The following is a 19,974-nucleotide window of genomic DNA, read 5'->3' on the forward strand; positions in this document are numbered from 1 at the left end:
GACGTTCGCCCAAGGTATGCGTGTATGCGACCGGCCGGCCTGCTCCACTCGAGCACACGACGACGGATGACCGCGTCACCGAGGTTTCCGCTGACTCCGGTCAAAATCACGAACACGTCCTGCACAGATGCTCCCTGTAGTTTCATCGCTTTGTGAAGCGCCCGACGAGCTTCCACGTTTCTCTTTGCAGCTTGTTACGCACGCGCGTGGTGAGAGACAACTTGGTCTCATTTTGGTACGCGGCGATGAGAGGTTGGATGGCGTTCATGTAGACCTGCAGGTCGTTTCGTGCCTTTGCGTCCTCGAAAGCCGCTTGGCTCACCTCCGAAATCTCGCGCCGATTGCGGATGAGCTTCACGCGCTCCGGCGTTACATGGTCATACCCAGGAGCCACGCGCTTGCGCGGCGCCCAGCGAGCCGTCTTCTCGTCGTCTGCGAGCCGCACCGCTAGGCCATCGCGACGGTGCCGGTAGTTTCCGGCCTGCGTCTTTGCAACCGCGTCTGGATCGAGTTCGTCTTTCACGATGGCGCCCGTTGCTGCACCTTCGCGCAGTATTTGGTCGATCGTCTCATTACGGGTGAGGACCACGTTTGTGCCACGCCAATCGATCTCGTACTTCGACAGCCACGCGTCACCGAATACAACGTCGGCCGTCTCTGCAAAGACGTCGTCGCAATAGTTGCACGCGTTGAGTTGGAAAACGGCGTGCCCCCAGCTCCCGCCCACCAACGACAGCGTCTGGGCCTGCGACCATTCCGTCGACCCCGCGGCGCGGGCGCCAAAACTGTACTGTCGCGACGTCAATGCAGGATCTTTGATCCGGAAGTCGACAGTGTCGAGCCGGTCGGGTTCGATCCCGAGTTGCCAAGCAAATGATTCTGCGTATGCGGAAGTCTTGAGATGTCCGCATACGATCCCGATGAAGAAAGCGATCTGGTCTCGCAGCACGGGATCCTCAGCGGCGACATGTCGAGCCGCCTTGATTGCACATGGGATCCCGACGAAAGCGTATCGGCCCGAGTCTCCGCGAATGGAGCGCAGTGCTTCGTCGAAGGTGGCGGGATAGTACTTGGACTTCCGGCCCGCGAGGAGTTCCTCGCGAGTCGTCGAGACCGTGTAGCCGAACATCGGCTGGTCGAAGTCGCGTACGTGAATGACGCCGTCGATGAGGCCACGGTCGAGTAGCTGAATGAGGGTCCAGCTGGTGAGCCCGCCGGAGCTACTGTAGGGAATCTGGGCATCGTCCCGAATGCGACCGGCGAAAAGTGATCGGTAGCGTCCGATGCGGTCGTCATGCGGAAGGTCAGGGTAGTGCAGATCGGCTACTTCGTCCTCGTTCTTCGACTCGTCAGCGAAAGGGCATACGCGGCTTCCGATGGCGAGATCTGCGTCGGAAGCGCCGGTGAGGTCGGCCTGATAATAACCCCGCGGACGTATCGTGACGGGGATCCTCCCGTTAGTTACGACGCCGCATGCGCCGCATCCGACACAGACATTGTTTTCCACAACATTTTGGATGCTGTGGGTGTGATTCAGTTCGGTCTGAGGCGCCATAGTCCGATCTCTGTTAGGGGCACGATCTGCGGCAATCGGCCGTGAACGCGATTGCGGGAACGTTGCCTGTTGCTCATGCGAGATCATTACGCCGCCTCTCAAGCGGCGGTTTCTCCCGGGATGAGGGCTGCGCGAGCTGTTCTGGTCAAGATGACGAAGTCGCCGAGTAGCGACCAGTTCTCAACGTACGACAGGTCTAGCCTGACGGACTCCTCCCACGACAGGCTGGACCGGCCGCTGACCTGCCACAGGCCGGTGATGCCGGGCTTCACGAGGAACCGGCGGTGCACGTGGTCCGCGTAGCGCTCGACCTCGGAGGGCAGCGGCGGGCGGGGGCCGACGAGCGACATCGAGCCGCCGATGACGTTGAACAGCTGGGGGAGCTCGTCGAGGCTGTACTTGCGCATGATGCGGCCGACCGGCGTGACGCGAGGGTCGTTCTTCATCTTGAAGAGAACCTCATTGCCCGAGTCTCGTTGCTGTTTGGCAAGCTGCGCGAGCATGTCTTCGGCGTCGACGACCATCGAGCGGAACTTCAGCATCGTGAACTCGCGGCCGCGCAGGCCCACGCGCTTCTGGCGGAAGAACACCGGTCCCTGGCTCGACAGGCGCACCGTGATCGCGAGAGCCAGCAGCAGCGGGCTCAGGACGATGACGCCCGCGGTGCTGGCGACGATGTCGACGGTGCGCTTGAGGAAGAGCTGGCCGCGGCTGAAACGCGGGGTCTCGACGTGCATCAGCGGCACGCCGGCGACCGGTCGCGTCTGGATGCGAGGTCCGGCGATGTCGACGATGCTCGGCGCGAGCACGAGGTGCTGACGGCCTGCCTCGAGGCCCCATGAGATCTGCTTCACCTTGTCGGGCGGCAGCTCGTCGGTGCTCGTGACGGCGACGGTGTCGGCATCCGTCGCGGCGAGGGCCTGCGGCACGGCATCCACGCTGCCCATGATCGGGATGTCGGTTCCGTGCACGGTGCCGGCGACGCGACCCGACGGTACGCAGGCGCCGACGACGCGGTAGCCCGATCCGGGGGTGCGCTGCAGTTCGCGAGCGAGGTGCGTGACGGATGCCTCGGACCCGACGAGCAGCACCCGAGCCGAGTACTCGCCGGCCGAGCGCTTCGCGACGAGCCATTGGCGACACAGCCACCGCGAGAGCAGCAGCAGGCCGACGCCGAACGGAAGGCTGAGAAGCAGGAATCCACGCGCGACGTCGACGCGGGTGAGGAAGGCGATGATCGCGATGACGCCGAACAGCGACAGGCTCGCCCGTGCGATGCGCGCATACTCTTCGGCGCCGGCGCCGATGATGCGGTGATCGCGGGTGTCGGCGAGGCTGAGCGTCCACATCCAGACGGCGATGAGTCCGGCGGAGAAGAGCCAGTACGAGATGTCGGTGATGCGCGAGTCCTCGCGGATCGCGACCTGCGCGTTGCCGAACCCGAACCAGGCGATCTGCGTTCCGTAGACGACCCACACCAGGACGAGCAGATCGGTGACCCGCAGCAGAGTCGCATAGCGGCGACGCCAGTCGCGCGGACCGCGGAACGCCGTGGGCGAGGGGGATGCCGCGGGACGCTGGACCAGCGCCGGGCGCGGAGCCTCGGACGAGTCGCGGGATGCCGTCGACGGCCACTCGGTCGCAGCGGAGAAGTCGTACGGCATGACGTCCTCCCTCGCTGCTGTTTTGGGGTGGTGCGGGGAGAGAATACCTGCCAGATGTGTCGGATATGTGACGTAGGGATCGCCGAACGCCGCTTCTCTTCCCCCACGCCGATGGTAATCGCGCCCCGGGCGTCAGCGGTGTCGGCCATCTGGGGGACAAGTGAGGAAAATCCCCGGTCAGGTGGCGTCCGGCCCGACTCAGCCGATGCGCGGCACTCGTATTTCGTACCAGGGGTGTCGCCTGCTGCATCCGGTCGCAACGGGCACGGCTCGTGCGGCGTCCGCCGCCGCACGAGCCGCCGCCGTCACTCCACCGGCAACCAGACCCGCATGGTCGAGGGGCCGCGGTTGGCCCAGTCGTGATACGCCACGAGCGGGACGAGCTCGCCGGTGTCAGCCGCTACCGCACCGTGGCCGTGGCGATCGCCGTACGGCCACCCGTCCGAGTCGTCGGGGCGCAGGCCCACGCGCAGCCAGACCCGGCCGTCGCGCTCGACGGGTTCCGCGTCGTCGGCGATGGCCACCCGACCGACGTCGGCACCGCCGGGCAGGTCGGTCGACTCGAGCGCCAGCACCTCGGGGCCGCGCTCGACGGCGACGCACCCGCGGACGGCATCGATGCGCGGATCGGGCGCGACGAGACGCGGCGCCATCGGCAGCTCGAGCTCGACGACCTCGCCCGCGCGGAAGTCGCGGCGCACCTCGACGCGACCCGGCGAGACGGCGTCGTCGTCGAGGACCGTGCCCGCGGCATCCCGCACGCGCAGGCGCGCGCCCTCGGCCCACTCGGGCACGCGCAGCGACAGGGTCCACGCGCCACCGGCATCCTCTGCCACCACCACGCGCACGAGCCCGTCCGCAGGGTAGGCCGTGCCCACGTCGAGCGATGCGACCCGGCCGTCGGGAAGGACCGTGCGGATCTCGGCCGGCGCGTACTGGTGCAGCTGCACGCCGTCGCCATCGGCTGTCGCGACGTAGGCGTCGAGGCTCGCGAGCGTGCGCGCCACGTTCGGCGGGCAGCACGACACCTCGAACCACGGTGCCCGCAGCGACGACGAGGCTCGCGGCGACGTCCCGTCGGGGTCTGCCTCGACACCGGGCACGCGCTGGTGCAGCGTGTTGGCGTAGAAGAAGCTGCGGCCGTCAGCCGCGGGCGAGGTGGCTACAACGTTGTAAAGCGTGCGTTCGATGAGGTCGGCGTACGCGGCATCCCCCTCGGCGAGCAACAGGCGCCACGAGAACATGATCGAGGCGATGCCGGCGCAGGTCTCGGAGTAGGCGCGGTCGGGCGGCAGCTCCCAGTCGTCACCGAACGCCTCGTCCTGGTGGTGCGACCCCTGACCACCCGTGATGTAGGTGCGGCGGCCGCGGGTGCGGGCCCACTGCCCGCGCAGGGCACCGAGCAGCTCGTCGTCTCCCGCGTCGACGGCGACGTCGACCGCCCCCGCCGCGAGATAGTTCGCGCGCACAGCGTGCCCCGCGAGAGCATCGGCGTCGCGAACGGGCACGTCATCCTGGAAGTACGTGCGCCCGAACTCGATGTCGCGGAGCGTCTCGTGTCCCCGCCGCTCGATGAACAGCTCCGCCTGTGCCCGGTACCGCTCGTCGCCGGTCACGCGCGCGAGCTCGGCCAGCGCGGTCTCGACCTCGGGGTGCCCGCAGACGGCCGGGATGCCGCCGGGCCCGAAGACCTCGCATACGAGATCGGCGGCACGGCGCGCGATGCCGAGGAGTCCGTCATCCGCTCCAGGGCGCGTGCGCTCGCGGGCCACGGCCGCCTGGAACAGGTGACCGAGGCAGTACAGCTCGTGCCCCCACTCGAGGTCGGACCAGCGCGGTTGCTGACCGGGCCGGCCGAACCGGGTGTTGAGGTAGCCGTCGGGCTCCTGCGCGGCGGCGACCCGGGCGACGACCGAGCGCAGCGTCGCTTCGAGCTGAGCGTCGTCGCTGCGCCCGATCTCCCAGGCCGCGGCCTCGAGGTACTTGTAGACCTCCGAATCGGAGAACTCGCGCCCGCGGCGCCCGGCAGGCAGGGTGCCCGCGGCGGCGCGGTCGAAATTGGGCAGCCAGCCCTCGGACTCGAGGCGACCGAGCACGTGGCCGAGCGTGTGCGCCGCGTTGATGCGCTGGCGCTCGCCCCAGAAGCCTCCGGTGATCCGCACCTCGTGCAGGCCGAGCGGACGCAGCCGCGAATGGGCGGGCACGACGGGGGCGGCGGCGGCGGATGCCGCGGAGCCGAGCGAGCGTGCGGGGAAGGTAGTCGACATGGTCATCCCTTGAATGCGCCCGACATGAAGCCGCGCACGTAGTGACGTTGAAGGATCAGGAACAGAACGATGCAGGGCAACGCGAGGACGACGACGCCGGCCTCGGTGACCCCGTAATCGATGACGCCCATCGTCTGGCCGCGCAGGTTCGCCACCGCGAGGGGCAGCGTGATGCGCGACGAGTCGTTGATGAGGATCAAGGGCGCGATGAAGTCGTTCCACGCGGTGAGGAACGCGAACAGGCCCACGGTGACGAGGCCAGGCTTGACCGCGGGGAGCAGCACGCGCCACAGGGCCGTCAGGCTGGTGCATCCGTCGACCAGTGCAGCCTCGTCGAGCTCGCGCGGCACCGACTCGAACGAGATGCGCATCATGAACATCGAGAACGGCAGCTGGAACATCGTCAGCACGAGCGCGACACCCACGAGCGAGTTCTGCAGCCCGACGGCGTTGAGGATGACGTACAGCGGGATGAGCAGCGTCGCGTACGGCACCATCAGGATCGCCAGCACCAGCAGGAACAGCAGGTTCTTGCCCGGGAAATGGAAGCGAGCGAACGCGTAGCCGCCGAAGAACGAGGTCAGCAGCGTGAGGGCCACGGTCAGCAGCGACACGAAGAGCGAGTTGCCGAGGTAGACCCAGATGCCCGACTGGAAGTTCGCCAGGGTCACGTAGTTACCGAACCCCCACCCGTCGGACTGGCTGGTTCCGGCCTGCGGGCTCACCGAGGCGACACCGGTCCACACGAGCGGGTACAGGAAGATGATCGCCAGCGCGCCGGTGAACACGGTCGACGGGATGCCCCACAGCAGGCGCCCCGTCGGCCGGCGGCGGGCGCGCGGCCGCCCCTTCGGGACGACGATCGTGCGGGTGGTGTCGGGAGCGGCGGGCGGGACGGAGCCCGCGGGGGCGTCGGTCAGAGCCATGTCAGGCCTCCTCGGGGCGACGGAACGCGCGCAGCTGCACGACGTTGATGACGACCAGGGCGAGCAGGATGATCACCGACAGGGCCGCGGCGACGCCGAGGCTGTTCTGTCCCTGGAACGCGATGTTGTAGATGAGCTGGACGACGGTCATCGTGCTGTTGTCCGGGCCGCCCTTGGTCAGGATGTAGAACTGGTCGAATGCCAGCAGCGAGCCGGTGACGCACATGACGGTCGTCAGCGCGAACGTCGGCCGCAGGAGCGGCACCGTGATGTCACGGAAGATCTGCCACCGCGAGGCCCCGTCGATACGGGCGGCCTCGTAGACGTCTTCGGGGATGCCCTGCAAGCCCACGAGCAGCAGCAGCATGTAGAAGCCGGCGTAGCGCCAGACGATGAGGAAGACCGTCGACCAGAGGGCGCCGTCGGGTGTGCCCAGGAACGTGATTCCCCACGACTCCATCAGCCCCGCGAAGGGGCCCGCGATGGGGGAGTAGAGGACATAGAAGAGGAGGGATGCCGAGGCGAGGCCGAGAGCGCTCGGCAGCAGGAACGCCGTGCGGAGGAACCCCTTCCACGCCGTGGACTCCTGCACGAGCAGGGCGAGCCCGAGCCCCAGACCGATCAGGAGAACGGTCGTGATCGCGGTGTAGACCAGCGTGAACCGCACCGAATCCCAGAAGAGACGGTGGTCGAGCGCCTCGACGAAGTTCGTCGGGAAGTTCGGGCCCATGTTGCCCCGCAGCAGCGGCCAGTCCGAGCCGGACATCTGCAGCACGAGCACGAGCGGGATGAGGAACAGGGCGATGACGAAGAGCGCGGTCGGGGCGGCGTAGAGCCAGCCCTGGACCGGCCCGCCGAGGGCGGTGCGCCGGTATCGGGTGCGGCGCGGTGATGTGGTGAGTGCCACGTCATTCCTTTCGGAGGGTGGGGGCGCCGCCGCGCGGCGACGCCCCCGGGTGTGTCACTGACCGAGGATCGCGCTGATCTCGTCGTTGTCGGCGTCCACCGTCGACGTTCCTTCGAGCACGGCGTTGCGCACGAGGGTCAGCCACGGGCTGCCCGGGGCGTTGAACGCCTGCTGGAAGTTCAGCGCCACCGGCGTCTGGCCCTCGGCGGCGACCTGGTTGATGGTCACCTGGCGGGGGTCCTCCGACGCGTAGCTGTTCTCGGCGAGGTCGCCGCGCGAGACGGCGTTGCCGTCCTTCGCGAGCACCTCGACCTGCGCCTCCTCGGACATCATCCACGAGAGGAAGTTCCACGCCTGCGCGGACTGCTTCGAGTCCTTCGAGATGCCCACGCCGTCGCCACCGACGAACGTCGAAGCGCCGCCGTCGACACCGGGGATACCGGCGACCCCGGCCTCGAAGTCGAGGCCCGACAGCAGCGTGGCCGGGAACGGCATGACGCCGACGTTGCCCTCCTGGAAGCCCGCGACCCACGTCGCGCCGGTCTCGTCGGCCGAGCCGGGAGCGACAGCGCCGGCATCCTCGAGGCCCTTCCAGGTCTTGTAGATTTCCTGCGCGGCGTCGCCGGCGAGGAGCGACTCGGTGCCGTCTTCGCTCAGAACCTCTTCGCCCGAGGCCCAGACCGACGGGAACCACGTGAACACGAGGCAGCCGCCGCAGTTGAGGCCCGTCGAGGTGCCCGAGACGCCGGGCTTGCCGAGGTCCTGCACCGCCTGAGCCGCGTCGGCGAACTCCGACAGCGTCGCGGGAGCCTTCTCGGGGTCGAGCCCGGCCTCGGCGAAGAGCTCCTTGTTCCACATGAGCATCGACAGGTCGAGCACGAACGGCAGCACGTGCTCCTGGCCATCCACTGTTCCGGCCGAGAGGTGGCCCTGGTTGATGTCGTCCTTGTAGTCGAGGCCGTCGATCTGCGCCGTGATGTCCTGGAAGAGACCCTGCTCGACCCAGTTCGGCACGTAGACGATGTCGGCCGCGAACAGGTCGGGCAGGCCGCCCGAGCCGGCGGCGGCACCGACCTTGGCGACGTAGTCGTCGTTGGGGACGACGGTGAGTTCGACCTGGTTCTCGTGGCTGGCGTTGTACGCCTCGACGAGCAGCTTGGCCTGACGCTCGAGCGGTGCACGCGTCCAGAGCGTCAGCGTGGTGCCGTCATCGGTTCCCTCGGCGGGGATGTCGGCCGGTGCGGCGGTGTTGCCGCCACCGTTGCTCGAACACGCGGCGAGGCCGCCGACGAGGACGCCGGCGACGAGCGCGGCGGTCGCGGCCCGGAACGCCGGGCGGCGCCGGAATGGGGTCATTGCAGTCTCCTCTTGCTCTTCATTGAGCGGCTGCGCCGTTCGGGCGGGCGCCGCCGGTGGGCGGGATACCGAAAGAACCGAAATCCCTTTCGGGAAGGTAACGTGTGTGTAGGTCGTCGTCAAGACGTCCCTGGGTAACGATGAAGAAACGGATCAGGATGCCCCCGACCGACCCGGCCCGCGCCGCCACCCTCAGCGACGTCGCTCAGCGCGCGGGGGTGTCGATCGCCACGGCATCCAAAGCGCTGAACGGGCGGGGCGATGTCGCCCCCGGTACGCGCCGGCGCGTGATGGCCGCCGCGGAGGAGCTCACCTTCACGCCCAACGCGATGGCCCGGGGTCTGCTGGCGGGGCGGACCGGTACCGTCGGGCTGCTCACGAGCGACCTCGAAGGCCGATTCGTGCTGCCGATCCTCATGGGCGCCGAGGACGCGTTCGGTGCGGGGCAGGTCAACGTCTTCCTGTGCGACGCCCGCGGCGACGCCATCCGCGAGCAGCATCATCTGCGCGCGCTGCTCAGCCGTCGCGTCGACGGCATCATCGTCGTGGGGCGCCAGACCGACCCGCGTCCCTCGCTCGGCCAAGAGCTGCCGGTGCCGGTCGTCTACGCGTACTCGCCATCGGACGACCCGCGCGACGTGTCGCTCACGCCCGACAACCAAGCGGGCGGGCGCCTCGCGATCGAGCACCTGCTCGCGTGCGGGCGCACCCGCATCGCCCACATCTCCGGCGACCCGACGTATGCCGCCGCCCAAGACCGCGTCGCCGGTGCGCGGGCCGCGCTCGCCGACGCCGGCCTCGACTTCGTCGGCGAGCCGCTCTTCGCGGCGTGGACCGAGCACTGGGGCCGGGACGCCGCAGCGATGCTGCTCGAGCGGCATCCCGACATCGACGCGGTCTTCTGCGGATCCGATCAGATCGCTCGCGGTGTGCTCGACACCGCGCGAGACTTCGGCCGAGACGTGCCGGGCGACCTCGCCGTGATCGGCTACGACAACTGGGAGATCGTCGCTGCCAACGCGCGGCCGCCCCTCACGAGCATCGACGCCAACCTGCAGCAGCTCGGGCGGCAAGCGGCGCAACGCCTGTTCGAGGCCATCGACGGTGTGGCGACGGATTCGGGCACGCGCCAGCTGCCGGTGCGGCTCGTGATCCGCGGGTCGACGATCGCCCACCGCTGACCTTCACGATGGCCGGTGTTTTCGGAGCGCAGCGAAAAGACCGAAAAGGATTGCGGGAACGGATCCGTCCTCGGTAGCGTCCTGGCACGCACGCGTCGCTCATCGGTGAGCGGCGCCGAGAGGAATCAATCACCGTGGACTGCACTCCGACGACCTCCGGTCGGCTCGGGCGAACCGCGATCGCTACCGCAGCGGTCACCGCTGTGCTCGCGACGACCTTCGCGGTCGCGCCCGCCTACGCCGCCAACACAGACATCGGCTATCCGACCTTCACGGGCAGCCCCAACCCCGTGCCGGAGACGGGGGTGACATACACCCCCGGCAACCAGCTCATGCGGATCTTCGACGCCGACGTCGCTGCGGGCGCGGGGAGCAACGCCCAGAACGACTTCTGGATGGACGAGATGCTCGCCCGCACCGGTACGGCCGGCAGCTTCGGCGACAACAACCAGTGGCTCTTCACGCGCGGCCGCGCGGCGTTCATGAAGGAACACAACCCCGCGATCCTCGGCTTCGCCGGGCAGCTGGCGTACTGGGAAGCGATCGACGGCCGGAGCGCCTACACGATCACGGCTCGCGTGGGGGGCGCCGACATCGCCCTCACCGAGGACACGACCAAGCGCAAGCAGACCCCGAGCTACTGGCAGAGCGTGCACACCGACGCGGGCACCGGCATCGAGGTCGTGCAGACGAAGTTCATCACCGACGCGAACGTGCTCGTGACGAACCTCGACGTGCGCGCCACAGGCGGCGCCGTCGACGTCGAGCTCATCGTGACGTCGCCCTACGCCACCACGGCCGAGGGCGACGAGCTCGTCGGTCATGTCCAGGCACTGAACGACCTGACGAAACTCTCGCCGCGCCTGTCGGGAGACCAGTTCGCCCCCGCCGGCGAGACTCTCGTGCGCACCCTCGCCGTGCCCGCGGGCGGAACAGCATCGACGAAGGTGCAGCTCGGCCTCGTGACCGACGAGATCACCGACTCGCGCACCGACTACGACGCCATCCGCGAGGCGACATCGGCCGCGGCGTACACCGCTCACGTGACGCTCTACAACCGGTGGTGGGCCGAGAACGTGCCCTACCTCGACACCCCCGAGGACAACATCGACAAGACGCTCTACTACCGCTGGTGGCTGATGCGTTACAACTTCCTCGACGCCGACATGCCGGGCAACACCTACCAGTTCCCGACCTCGATGGAGGGCGTGCTCGGCTACAACAACGCGATCGTGCTCACCACGGGCATGTTCATCGACGACCTGAAGTACTTCCGCGACCCGATCTATTCGTACGGTCCGTGGGTCTCGGCGGGAGAGACGAGCAAGAGCTACAAGTTCGTCGACAACCCCGGCGACCCGGCGAACTGGTCCAACAGCTACACGCAGTACATCTCCGAGGCGGCCTGGCGCGCCTACGAGCTGCACGGCGGTCCGACCCCCATCGCGCAGAACCTCGCCGAGTACGCCGAGTACGACGTCAAGGGACTCGTCGACGCCTACGACCACAACGGCAACGGCCTCATCGAGTACGACTGGGGCGCGATGACCGGCAACGACGCGGATGCGGTGTCGTTCCACTGGAAGGGCGGGTTCCAGGACCGCGCCGAGAACGCCTACCTGTACTCCAACGCGCTCGCCGCGGCGGAGGCCTACCGCGTCGCGGGCGACACCGCCAAGGCCGACGAGATGGACGCCTTCGCGCAGAACATCAAGACCCAGGTCATGGACGTGCTGTGGAACCCCGACCGCAAGCTCCTCGAGCACGCGATGGCGAACAACGGCGAGCACGTGCCCTGGAAGGAGATCAACAACTACTACCCCTTCACCGTCGGGCTCGTGCCCAAACCCGGTGACGCCGACTACGACGACGACTACGTCGAGGCGCTCCGGCTGTTCGCCGACGACAAGGAGTACCCGATCTTCCCGTTCTTCACCGCCAACCAGGCGGACCAGGCCGCGTACAACGCGACCGGCGGGCAGGGCAGCAACAACTTCTCGGTGATCAACTCGACGGTGACGTTCCGGATGCTCTCCACCGTGCTGCGCGAGTACCCCACCGACGCCATCAACGCCGATTGGTACAAGAAGCTCCTCTACTGGAACGCCTGGGCCCACTACCAGAACGGCGGCGACAACCGACTGCCCGACCAGAACGAGTTCTGGGCGAACGGATCGGCCGACCCGCAGAAGATCGACTACCGCTCGTGGATCCACCACACCATCCTCGGCGCGACGAACTTCACGATGATCGAGGATGCGATGGGCGTGCGCACCCGCAGCGACGCCAAGATCGAGCTCGACCCGATCGCGATCGGCTGGGATCACTTCACGGCCAACAACATCCGCTACCGCGACCGCGACCTCACCGTCACGTGGGACCAGCCGGGCGGCGAGCGTCACTACGGCGACGACGTCCCCGAGGGCTACTCCGTCTTCCTCGACGGCGAGCTCGCATTCACCGTCGACGACCTCGCGCACGTCGTGTACGACCCCGCCACCGGCGACGTCGAGGTCCTCGAGGGCGACGCCGAGGTCGTGACGGCCACGGCATCCGCCATCCAGACGCCGCAGGAGGTTCGATTCGCCGACGACGCGCGTATCGTCGACCTGTTCGCCAAGGCCGGGGCCGACATCCGCACCGCCAGCACGGGCAGCGCGAACCTCGCCGAGTCGGCGACCGCGACCTTCTCGGCTCCCGGGCGCGAGCCCGCGGGCGCCGTCAACGGCACGACGATCAACGAGCCCTTCTGGGGCACGGCCGGTTCGCCCAACGACACGGACGCGCTGACCGTCGAGCTCGGCGGAGAGCAGACCTTCGACGACGCGCGCGTGTACTTCTACGACAGCTCGTCGTCGGCGACGGCGGCAGGCTACGCCGAGCCGTCGGTCTACACGCTCGAGGTGCGGCGCAACGGTCAATGGACGCCGATCCCGCAGCAGGCGCGCATGCCCGCCTACCCGCGCGCCAACTACAACCACGTGCAGTTCCCCGAGGTCACCGGCGACGCCGTGCGGCTGACGGTCACCCACGCGGCCGGAGCCAAGACGGGTGTCAAGGAGCTGCAGGTGTTCCGCACCGGTCTCGCGGCGCCGGAGTCGACGAACCAGGCGCCCCTCGTGACGGCGTGGGAGAACCGACAAGCGTCGGTCGGCGGAGCCGCCGCGCTCGTCGGCTCGGTCAAGGACGACGGACTGCCCAGCGGCGAGCTGAGCTCGCAGTGGACGGTGCAGAGCGCGCCCGAAGGCGCCACGGTGCTGTTCGACGACGCCTCCTCGGCCTCGACGACGGCCCGGTTCTCGGATGAAGGCGAATACGTGCTGCGCCTGACCGCCACCGACGGCGAGAAGACGTCGCAGGCCGATGTCACCGTGCAGGGCGAGCCGGCCACGGCCGGAGCCAACGTCGCCCCCGACGCGGTGCCGACGGCCGAGTACACCGCGTCGTGGAACAACGTGCGCGCGGTCAACGACGGCAAGGTGCTGTTCTCGGGCGGCAGCCAGAGCGACATCTGGGGCACCTGGTCGGGCAACCACCCGGCGACCCGCTGGCTGCAGTACGAATGGGCGTCGCCCCAGCGCATCGCCGGTGCCGAGATCAGCTTCTGGAGCGACCAGGCCGACCCGGCCTCGACGAGCGGCGTGAACGTTCCGAAGGGCTGGAAGGCGCAGTACTGGACGGGTTCGGCGTGGGCGGATGTGACCGGTGCCTCGGAGTACGGCATCGCCCGCACCTCTGCGAACACCGTCACCTTCGACGCCGTGACCACGACGCGCCTGCGGGTCGTGCTCGAGGCAGCCGGCACCGGCTCGGCGCGCGCAGCCGTGGCCGTCAGCGAGCTGGAGGTCTACGCCGACGCTCCGACGGCGATCGAGCCGATCGACGTCCGGACGGCCGTGGGCACCCTCCCGCAGCTGCCGGCGACGGTGGACGCGACGTACTCCGACGGCAGCCACGCCGACCTCCCGGTCTCGTGGGCTCCCGTCTCCGAGGAGCAGGTCGCGGGCGAGGGCAGCTTCCCGCTCTCGGGCATCGTTCCCGGGTCGCCGCTGCCGGCGAAGGCGACGGTCTGGGTGCGTGCCACCGCCCCCGGCCAGATCAACCAGGTCGACACGGTCACGACGCGCACCCTCGTGGGGGTGGCGCCGGTGCTGCCGAAGACCGTCGGCGTGCTGTTCAACGACGGCTCGCGGCAGGACCTCCCGGTGAACTGGGACGCGGTCGAGCCCGCTTCGTACGCTCAGGCCGGCGACTTCACCGTCGCCGGGACGGTGCAGAGCGATCTGCCGGGCACGAAGGCCGCATCGGCTGCCGTGACCGTCGGGGGCGGTGGAGACGACACCACGGCGCCGACCGTCACCTTCGAGGTCTCGCCCGCCGCGCCGGACTCGGGCTGGCACACGCAGGCGGTGACCGTGGCCGTCGCCGCGACCGACGACCAGGACTCCGCCCCCCGCACCGAGGTGCGCGTGGGCGAAGGTGCCTGGGCGGCATACACCGCGGCGGTCTCGGTCGAGGCCGACGGCAGCCACGTCGTGCAGGCGCGGTCGACGGATGCCGCCGGCAACCAGTCGGCGGTCGCTGAGCAGCCCGTGCGCATCGACACCACCGCCCCGGTCGTGGAGGTCACCGCCGACGCCGTCTCACGGACGGTGAAGGCGACGGCCACGGATGCCGCATCCGGGGTCGACTCGGTCGAGTACCGGCTGAACGACGACCAGGCGTGGACGCCGCTGACGGGCAGTGTGCTCGTCGGTCTCGACGAGACGCGGGTCGCGGTGCGGGCAACCGACACCGCGGGCAACGTCTCTGAGGTCGTGGAGCGCACGGTTCCCCGGGCCGATGGCGAGCAGCGCCGCAACGTGGCGCTGCTGGCGACGCCGACCGCGTCGGGGACGGCAGGCTGGAACACGGTCGACGGTCTGAACGACAACGTCCAGCCGACCTCATCGGGCGATGTCACCCCCAACGACAACGCCAACGTATGGGGTGTGTGGCCCGAGGTCTCACCGCAGTGGGTGCAGTACGAGTGGACCGAACCGGTGCGCATCAACTCGCTCGGGGCCTACTTCGTCTCGAACCTCGACGCACAGGGGCTCGGCATCGACGTGCCGAAGGCCTGGGCGGCGGAGTACTGGGACGCGGATGCCGAAGCCTGGGCTCCCGTCGAGGCGACCGGTGACTACGGTGTCGCGAAGGACGCCTACAACACGGTCGACTTCGCGCCGGTCGAGACGACGCGTCTGCGCCTGAACCTCACCCCGGTCGGGACGGAGTCGGGCAAGGGCAGCGTCGGCATCAAGGAATGGCAGGTCTGGGAGCAGCCCGAGGTGGTCGTCCCCGACACGCAGGCCCCCGTGGTCACGGACGCCGTGTCGCCGGCGGCGCCGGCAAGCGGTTGGCACACCGGCACAGTGAGCGTCAGCGCGACGGCGATCGACGATCGCGACGACACGCCGGCGATCGAGGTCCGCGTCGGCGACGGGGCCTGGGCGACGTACACGGCGCCCGTCGAGGTCGCTGCGGACGGAACGACGACCGTGTGGTTCCGTGCCACGGATGCCGCAGGCAACACCTCCGAGCCCGGCTCGGTCGAGGTCAAGCGCGACGCGGCGGCGCCCGAGGCGAGTGTCGGTTGGAACGCCGCGTCCCGCACCATCACCCCCACCGGGGCGGACGCCCTTTCGGGAGTGGCGCTCGTCGAGTACCGGTTCGGGGAGGGCGCGTGGTTGACGGCGACGGGCGGGGCGATCCCCGCCGGTGACGCCGCAACGACCGCTCAGGTGCGGGTGACGGATGTCGCCGGCAACGTCTCCGCCGTCGCCGAGGCGGCGGTGCCGGCCAAGGCGACCGGCGGCACCGACCCGGGGACGGACCCCGGAACGGGTCCGGGCACCGACCCCGGAACGGGACCGGGCACCGACCCCGGAACGGGGCCGGGCACCGACCCCGGAACGGGACCGGGCACCGCCCCGGGCGGCGAGCCGAGCGGTTCGCTGACGGGCGACGAAGTGCTGCGCCTCGGCGTCTCGCAGGTCGCCCCCGGCGGGCAGCTGCCGGTGAGCGTCTCGGGCGCCACGCCGGGCACGGTGTTCGCGGTGGAGTTCCGGTCGACCCCGGTACGCCTCGGCACCCTCACCGTGGGCGCCGACGGGACGGCATCCGGTGTGTTCACCGTTCCCGCCTACGCCGAGGCCGGCGTGCACACCGTGGCACTGGTGGTGCCGGGCGATGAGCTGACGGCGCAGGTGACGGTGGTCACACCCGGCGCGACGTCTCCCACCGTGACGGGTCTTTCCGCCACGGGCCAGGAGGCCGGCGTCGTCGCGAACACCATCGGCATCGGCGCGGGCGTGGTCCTGCTCGGACTCGCGCTGGTCGCCATCGGCATCATCCGCCGCCGCCGGGCGGCGTGACGCCGAGGGGCCGGGGGTTCGCACCCCCGGCCCCTCTCCCTTTCCCCGTTCCCGCCGCGGCATCCGTTGCTTTGGTCGAAGGAGACCGTCATGCCCCGCTCGCTTCCCCGCCGCGCATCGGCCGCCCTCCTCGCGGGCGCCGTCGTCGCGGGCCTCGCCGCCGTGGCGCCGCCCCCCGCGGCCGTCGCGCTCGACAACCCGATCCTCGGCGACGGCTCGGTGTACTCGGCGGACCCCGCCACCCTCGTCGTCGACGACACCCTCTACGTCTACGCGGGGCGCGACGAGGCGGACCCGACGACGAACGACTTCATCATGAACGAGTGGCAGGCCTTCTCGACCGCCGACGTCGCGGGGGGAGAGTGGGAACGGCATCCCGCGCTCATGCGCCCCGAGCAGGTGTTCGACTGGGCGACACCCGGACGCGCCTACGCCGGACAGGTGGTCGAGGGCGCCGACGGCCGCTTCTACTGGTACGTGCCCGTGCACGAAGCCGGCAGCGACTCGCCGGACCCCTTCGGGATCGGCGTCGCGGTGTCGGACACGCCCCTCGGCCCCTGGACCGACGCGGTGGGAGCACCCATCGTGTCGCAGGAGATCCTCGGCAACGACGCGCACAACATCGACCCGACCGTGTACGTCGCGAGCGACGGGCGCGTGTGGATGTACTGGGGCAGCTTCAGCCGGCTGTTCGCCATCGAGCTCGGCGCCGACATGACCAGCCTCGTCGGTGCACCCACCGCCATCACGAGCGGCGTCGACGGGTTCTTCGAGGCGGCGTGGCTCTTCGAGCGCGCCGGCACCTACTACCTCGCGTACGCCGCCAACACGGCCGGCCCCGACAGCTGGTGCACGCCCGCGGTCTACCACGCGTGCATCGCGTACTCGACGGCGCCTGGCCCCCTCGGTCCGTGGACGTCGCAGGGCCGCATCCTCGCGCCGGTCTCATCGACGACGAGCCACCCGGCGATCACGGAGTTCCAGGGGGAGTGGTACATGGCGTACCACACGGCTGACGCCGAGGGCGGCAACCACTTCCGCCGGTCGGTGGCCGTCGACGCCCTGCGCTGGGACGACTCGGTCAGCCCCGCCCGCATCCTGCCGGTCGTGCCGACCCTCGGTGCCGAGCAGGTCGAGACCCCGAGTGCGAACGTCGCTCCGCACGCGACGGCCTCGGCATCGAACGAGCCGATCCCCGCGCAGTACTGGATCGCTGCGCTGAACGACGGAATCGTCCGTCCGAACCCGCTGCCGCCGGACATGTGGGGCTCGTACGACGGCGACCGTGCCGCGACGGAGTGGATCCAGTACGACTGGACCGAGCCGGTACGCATCGACCGGTCGACGATCCAGTTCTGGAGCGACCGCGCGCCCGGCAGCGGCGACGGCGTCTCGGCCCCCCGAGCCTGGAAGCTGCAGTACTGGCAGAACGGCGGGTGGCGGGATGTCGCCGGAGCGAGCGGATACCCCACGGCTACGCGCACACCGATCGAGGTGACCTTCACCCCCGTCACGACGACGCGCCTGCGGGCCGTGCTCGACGCTGCACCGGGAACGGGCGCGACGCCGCGATACTCGGCCCTCGCGGTGGAGGAATGGTCGGTGGGCGCCGTCACCGCCGACGGCTACAGCCCCGCCGCGACCCGCACCGCCGTCGGCGAGGCGCCGGAGCTGCCCGAGACCGTCGAGCTGCGGTACGGAGACGAGCGCGTGCCCGCTCCGGTGCGCTGGGATGCCGTCGACCCGGCGGCATACGCGCAGCCGGGCACATTCGTCGTGAGCGGCGTGGCCACGGGCTATGCCGCTGCGCGCGTCGAGGTCACGGTCACCGTCGTCGACCCGGGCGACGCCGGCGAGCCCGACGTGACCGCGCCTGCGCTGCAGCTGACAGCCCGCGGCCCCGAGGGCGCTGACGGCTGGTTCGTCGGCACCGTGACGATGCGCGCCGAGGCGACCGACGACCGCGATGTCCGCTCGAGCATCGCCGTGTCGGTGGACGACGGCGCCTGGACGGCGACGCCGGACGTCCGGCGCATCGACACGACGATCGAGACCGACGGCACCCATACCGTCTCGGCGCGGGCGACGGATGCTGCGGGCAACGTCTCCGCCGAGCAGACGGTCTCGGTGCGCGTCGACCGCACCGCTCCCGTGGCGACGGGCGTCGTCGACGCGCAGGCGCGCACGGTCGCCGCGACCGCGACGGATGCGGGATCGGGGCTGGCGAGCCTCGAGTATGCGATCGGCGAGCCGACGGGGTGGCAACTATACGGCGCCCCGATCGCCGCGCCCGATCTCGAGCGCCACGTTGTCTACCTTCGCGGGACCGACGTCGCGGGCAACGTGTCGATGCCGGTGCCGGTGACGATCCCGCGCTCGCCGGATGCCCCGCTGACGGGCAACGTCGCACCGTTCGCCGCGGTGACCGCCTCGTACGCGTCGCCGTGGGCGCCCGTCGACGCCGTCGTGGACGGTGCCCTCGATGGGGCGTCGTGGGGCACCTGGCCGCGTGTCGGCGAGCAGTGGCTGCAGCTGGCCTGGGACCGCGCCGTCACCCTCGACCGGGCGGCCATGGTGTTCGCGCGGGATGCCGCCGACGAGCAGAACGCCGGCCTCATCCCGCCGCGCTCGTGGGTGCTGCAGTACCGCGACGCCAGCGGGACGTGGCGCGACGTCGCGACCGACGACGCCTACGGGCGGTCGACGACCGACCGCAACGAGGTGCGCTTCGCTGCGGTCGAGACCACCGCGCTGCGCGCGCTGATGCAGTCGTGGGGCGCGGCCGAAGCGGGGGGATCCGCGGCGGCGCACGAGTTCGAGGCATGGACCGCCGAGGCGCCGCAGCCGGTCGACACGACGGCGCCCACTCTGAGCTTCGACACCGTCGACGCGGCGCCGGCCTCGGGCTGGTTCCGGGCACCGGTGCGCTTCGCCGCAGTCGCGGTGGACGACGCGGATGCGGCACCGGCGGTGCGTGTTCGGGTCGATGGCCACGCGTGGCAGCCGTTGTCGGATGACGTCGTGGCGGCCGATGACGGCATCCATCTCGTCGAGGCCGAAGCCGTCGATGCGGCGGGCAACGTCTCCGACCGCGTCGCGGTGACGGTGCGGATCGACACGGTCGCCCCGGAGGTGCGGGGCTCGGTGAGCGAGGACGAGCAGGGTTTCCTCGTCGATCTGCAGGCCACCGATGACGGTTCCGGGGTCGACCTCATCGAGGTGCGTTCCGGTGATGCCTGGGTGCCCGTACGCGGCGGCGACCTGCGCGTCGCGCGAGACGGCACGGCGCTGGCATCCCCCGACGATGCGCTGCGGCTGCCGCGCGGTGGCGGCGCGGTCGACGTGGTGTTCCGCGCGACCGACGTCGCGGGCAACGTCTCGCCGGAGCGTTCGCTGCGCGTCGAGACCGGGGCGACCGGGACAGAGCAGCCGGGCGTGCCCGGAGTCCCGGACCAGCCCGGGGTCCCCGGCGTCCCGAACGTCTCGGGCGGGGGCAGCGTCGCGGGTCCGGGAACCGTGCGCGCGGACGCGACACCCAGCGGTCGCCTCGCGCGCACCGGAGCCGAGGCGCCGACGGGGCCGGTGGCAGCGGCGCTCCTGCTCCTTCTGGCAGGCGGCGGGGTTCTCCTCCCGCGCATGCTCCGCACCGTGACACCCTCGCGCGGGCGGGTGAGCCCGCCGCACCTGGCAGACTGAACGCCG

At 70.0% G+C, this 19,974-nt stretch carries 9 protein-coding genes; 3 read left to right on the forward strand and 6 right to left on the reverse strand.

The annotated features are described in order from the left end of the window. Positions 1-142: 142 nt before the first annotated feature. The 6 genes from PUW82_RS14380 to PUW82_RS14405 form a co-directional block, all read right to left on the reverse strand. Positions 143-1,555, reverse strand: coding sequence for a Coenzyme F420 hydrogenase/dehydrogenase, beta subunit C-terminal domain (locus PUW82_RS14380; RefSeq protein WP_274223006.1), 1,413 nt, complete (start codon positions 1,553-1,555; stop codon positions 143-145). A 98-nt stretch (positions 1,556-1,653) separates the two neighbouring features. Further along, positions 1,654-3,219: a sugar transferase gene (locus PUW82_RS14385; protein WP_274223007.1), complete on the reverse strand. Its 1,566-nt coding sequence runs from the start codon at positions 3,217-3,219 to the stop codon at positions 1,654-1,656. Between the two features lie 305 nt (positions 3,220-3,524). Then, positions 3,525-5,492 (reverse strand): glycoside hydrolase family 127 protein, encoded by a 1,968-nt coding sequence (locus PUW82_RS14390; RefSeq protein WP_420792771.1) that lies wholly within the window; start codon positions 5,490-5,492, stop codon positions 3,525-3,527. Further along, positions 5,489-6,412, reverse strand: coding sequence for a carbohydrate ABC transporter permease (locus PUW82_RS14395; protein WP_274223008.1), 924 nt, complete (start codon positions 6,410-6,412; stop codon positions 5,489-5,491). The genes PUW82_RS14390 and PUW82_RS14395 overlap by 4 nt, the downstream gene beginning before the upstream one ends. A 1-nt stretch (position 6,413) precedes the next feature. Further along, the gene (locus PUW82_RS14400) at positions 6,414-7,319 is read right to left on the reverse strand and encodes a carbohydrate ABC transporter permease (protein WP_274223009.1); all 906 of its coding nucleotides are present in this window, start codon (positions 7,317-7,319) and stop codon (positions 6,414-6,416) included. A 54-nt stretch (positions 7,320-7,373) separates the two neighbouring features. After that, positions 7,374-8,675 carry an extracellular solute-binding protein gene (locus tag PUW82_RS14405; RefSeq protein ID WP_274223010.1) on the reverse strand — a complete coding sequence of 434 codons (1,302 nt, stop codon included), beginning with the start codon at positions 8,673-8,675 and terminating at the stop codon, positions 7,374-7,376. Positions 8,676-8,833: 158 nt separating this feature from the next. On the opposite strand from PUW82_RS14405, the gene PUW82_RS14410 reads away from it, so the two are divergent. From PUW82_RS14410 to PUW82_RS14420, 3 genes are all read left to right on the forward strand, one after another. Next, positions 8,834-9,856, forward strand: a complete 1,023-nt coding sequence (locus PUW82_RS14410; RefSeq protein ID WP_274223011.1) for a LacI family DNA-binding transcriptional regulator — start codon at positions 8,834-8,836, stop codon at positions 9,854-9,856. 134 nt (positions 9,857-9,990) lie between these two features. Then, positions 9,991-16,272, forward strand: a complete 6,282-nt coding sequence (locus PUW82_RS14415) for an OmpL47-type beta-barrel domain-containing protein (protein WP_274223012.1) — start codon at positions 9,991-9,993, stop codon at positions 16,270-16,272. A gap of 90 nt (positions 16,273-16,362) precedes the next feature. Next, a complete protein-coding gene (locus PUW82_RS14420) occupies positions 16,363-19,968 on the forward strand; it encodes an OmpL47-type beta-barrel domain-containing protein (protein ID WP_274223013.1) in 3,606 nt (1,201 codons plus the stop codon). Positions 19,969-19,974: the final 6 nt, after the last annotated feature.

It is taken from the genome of Microbacterium thalli, assembly GCF_028737325.1.
Classification (GTDB): domain Bacteria; phylum Actinomycetota; class Actinomycetes; order Actinomycetales; family Microbacteriaceae; genus Microbacterium; species Microbacterium thalli.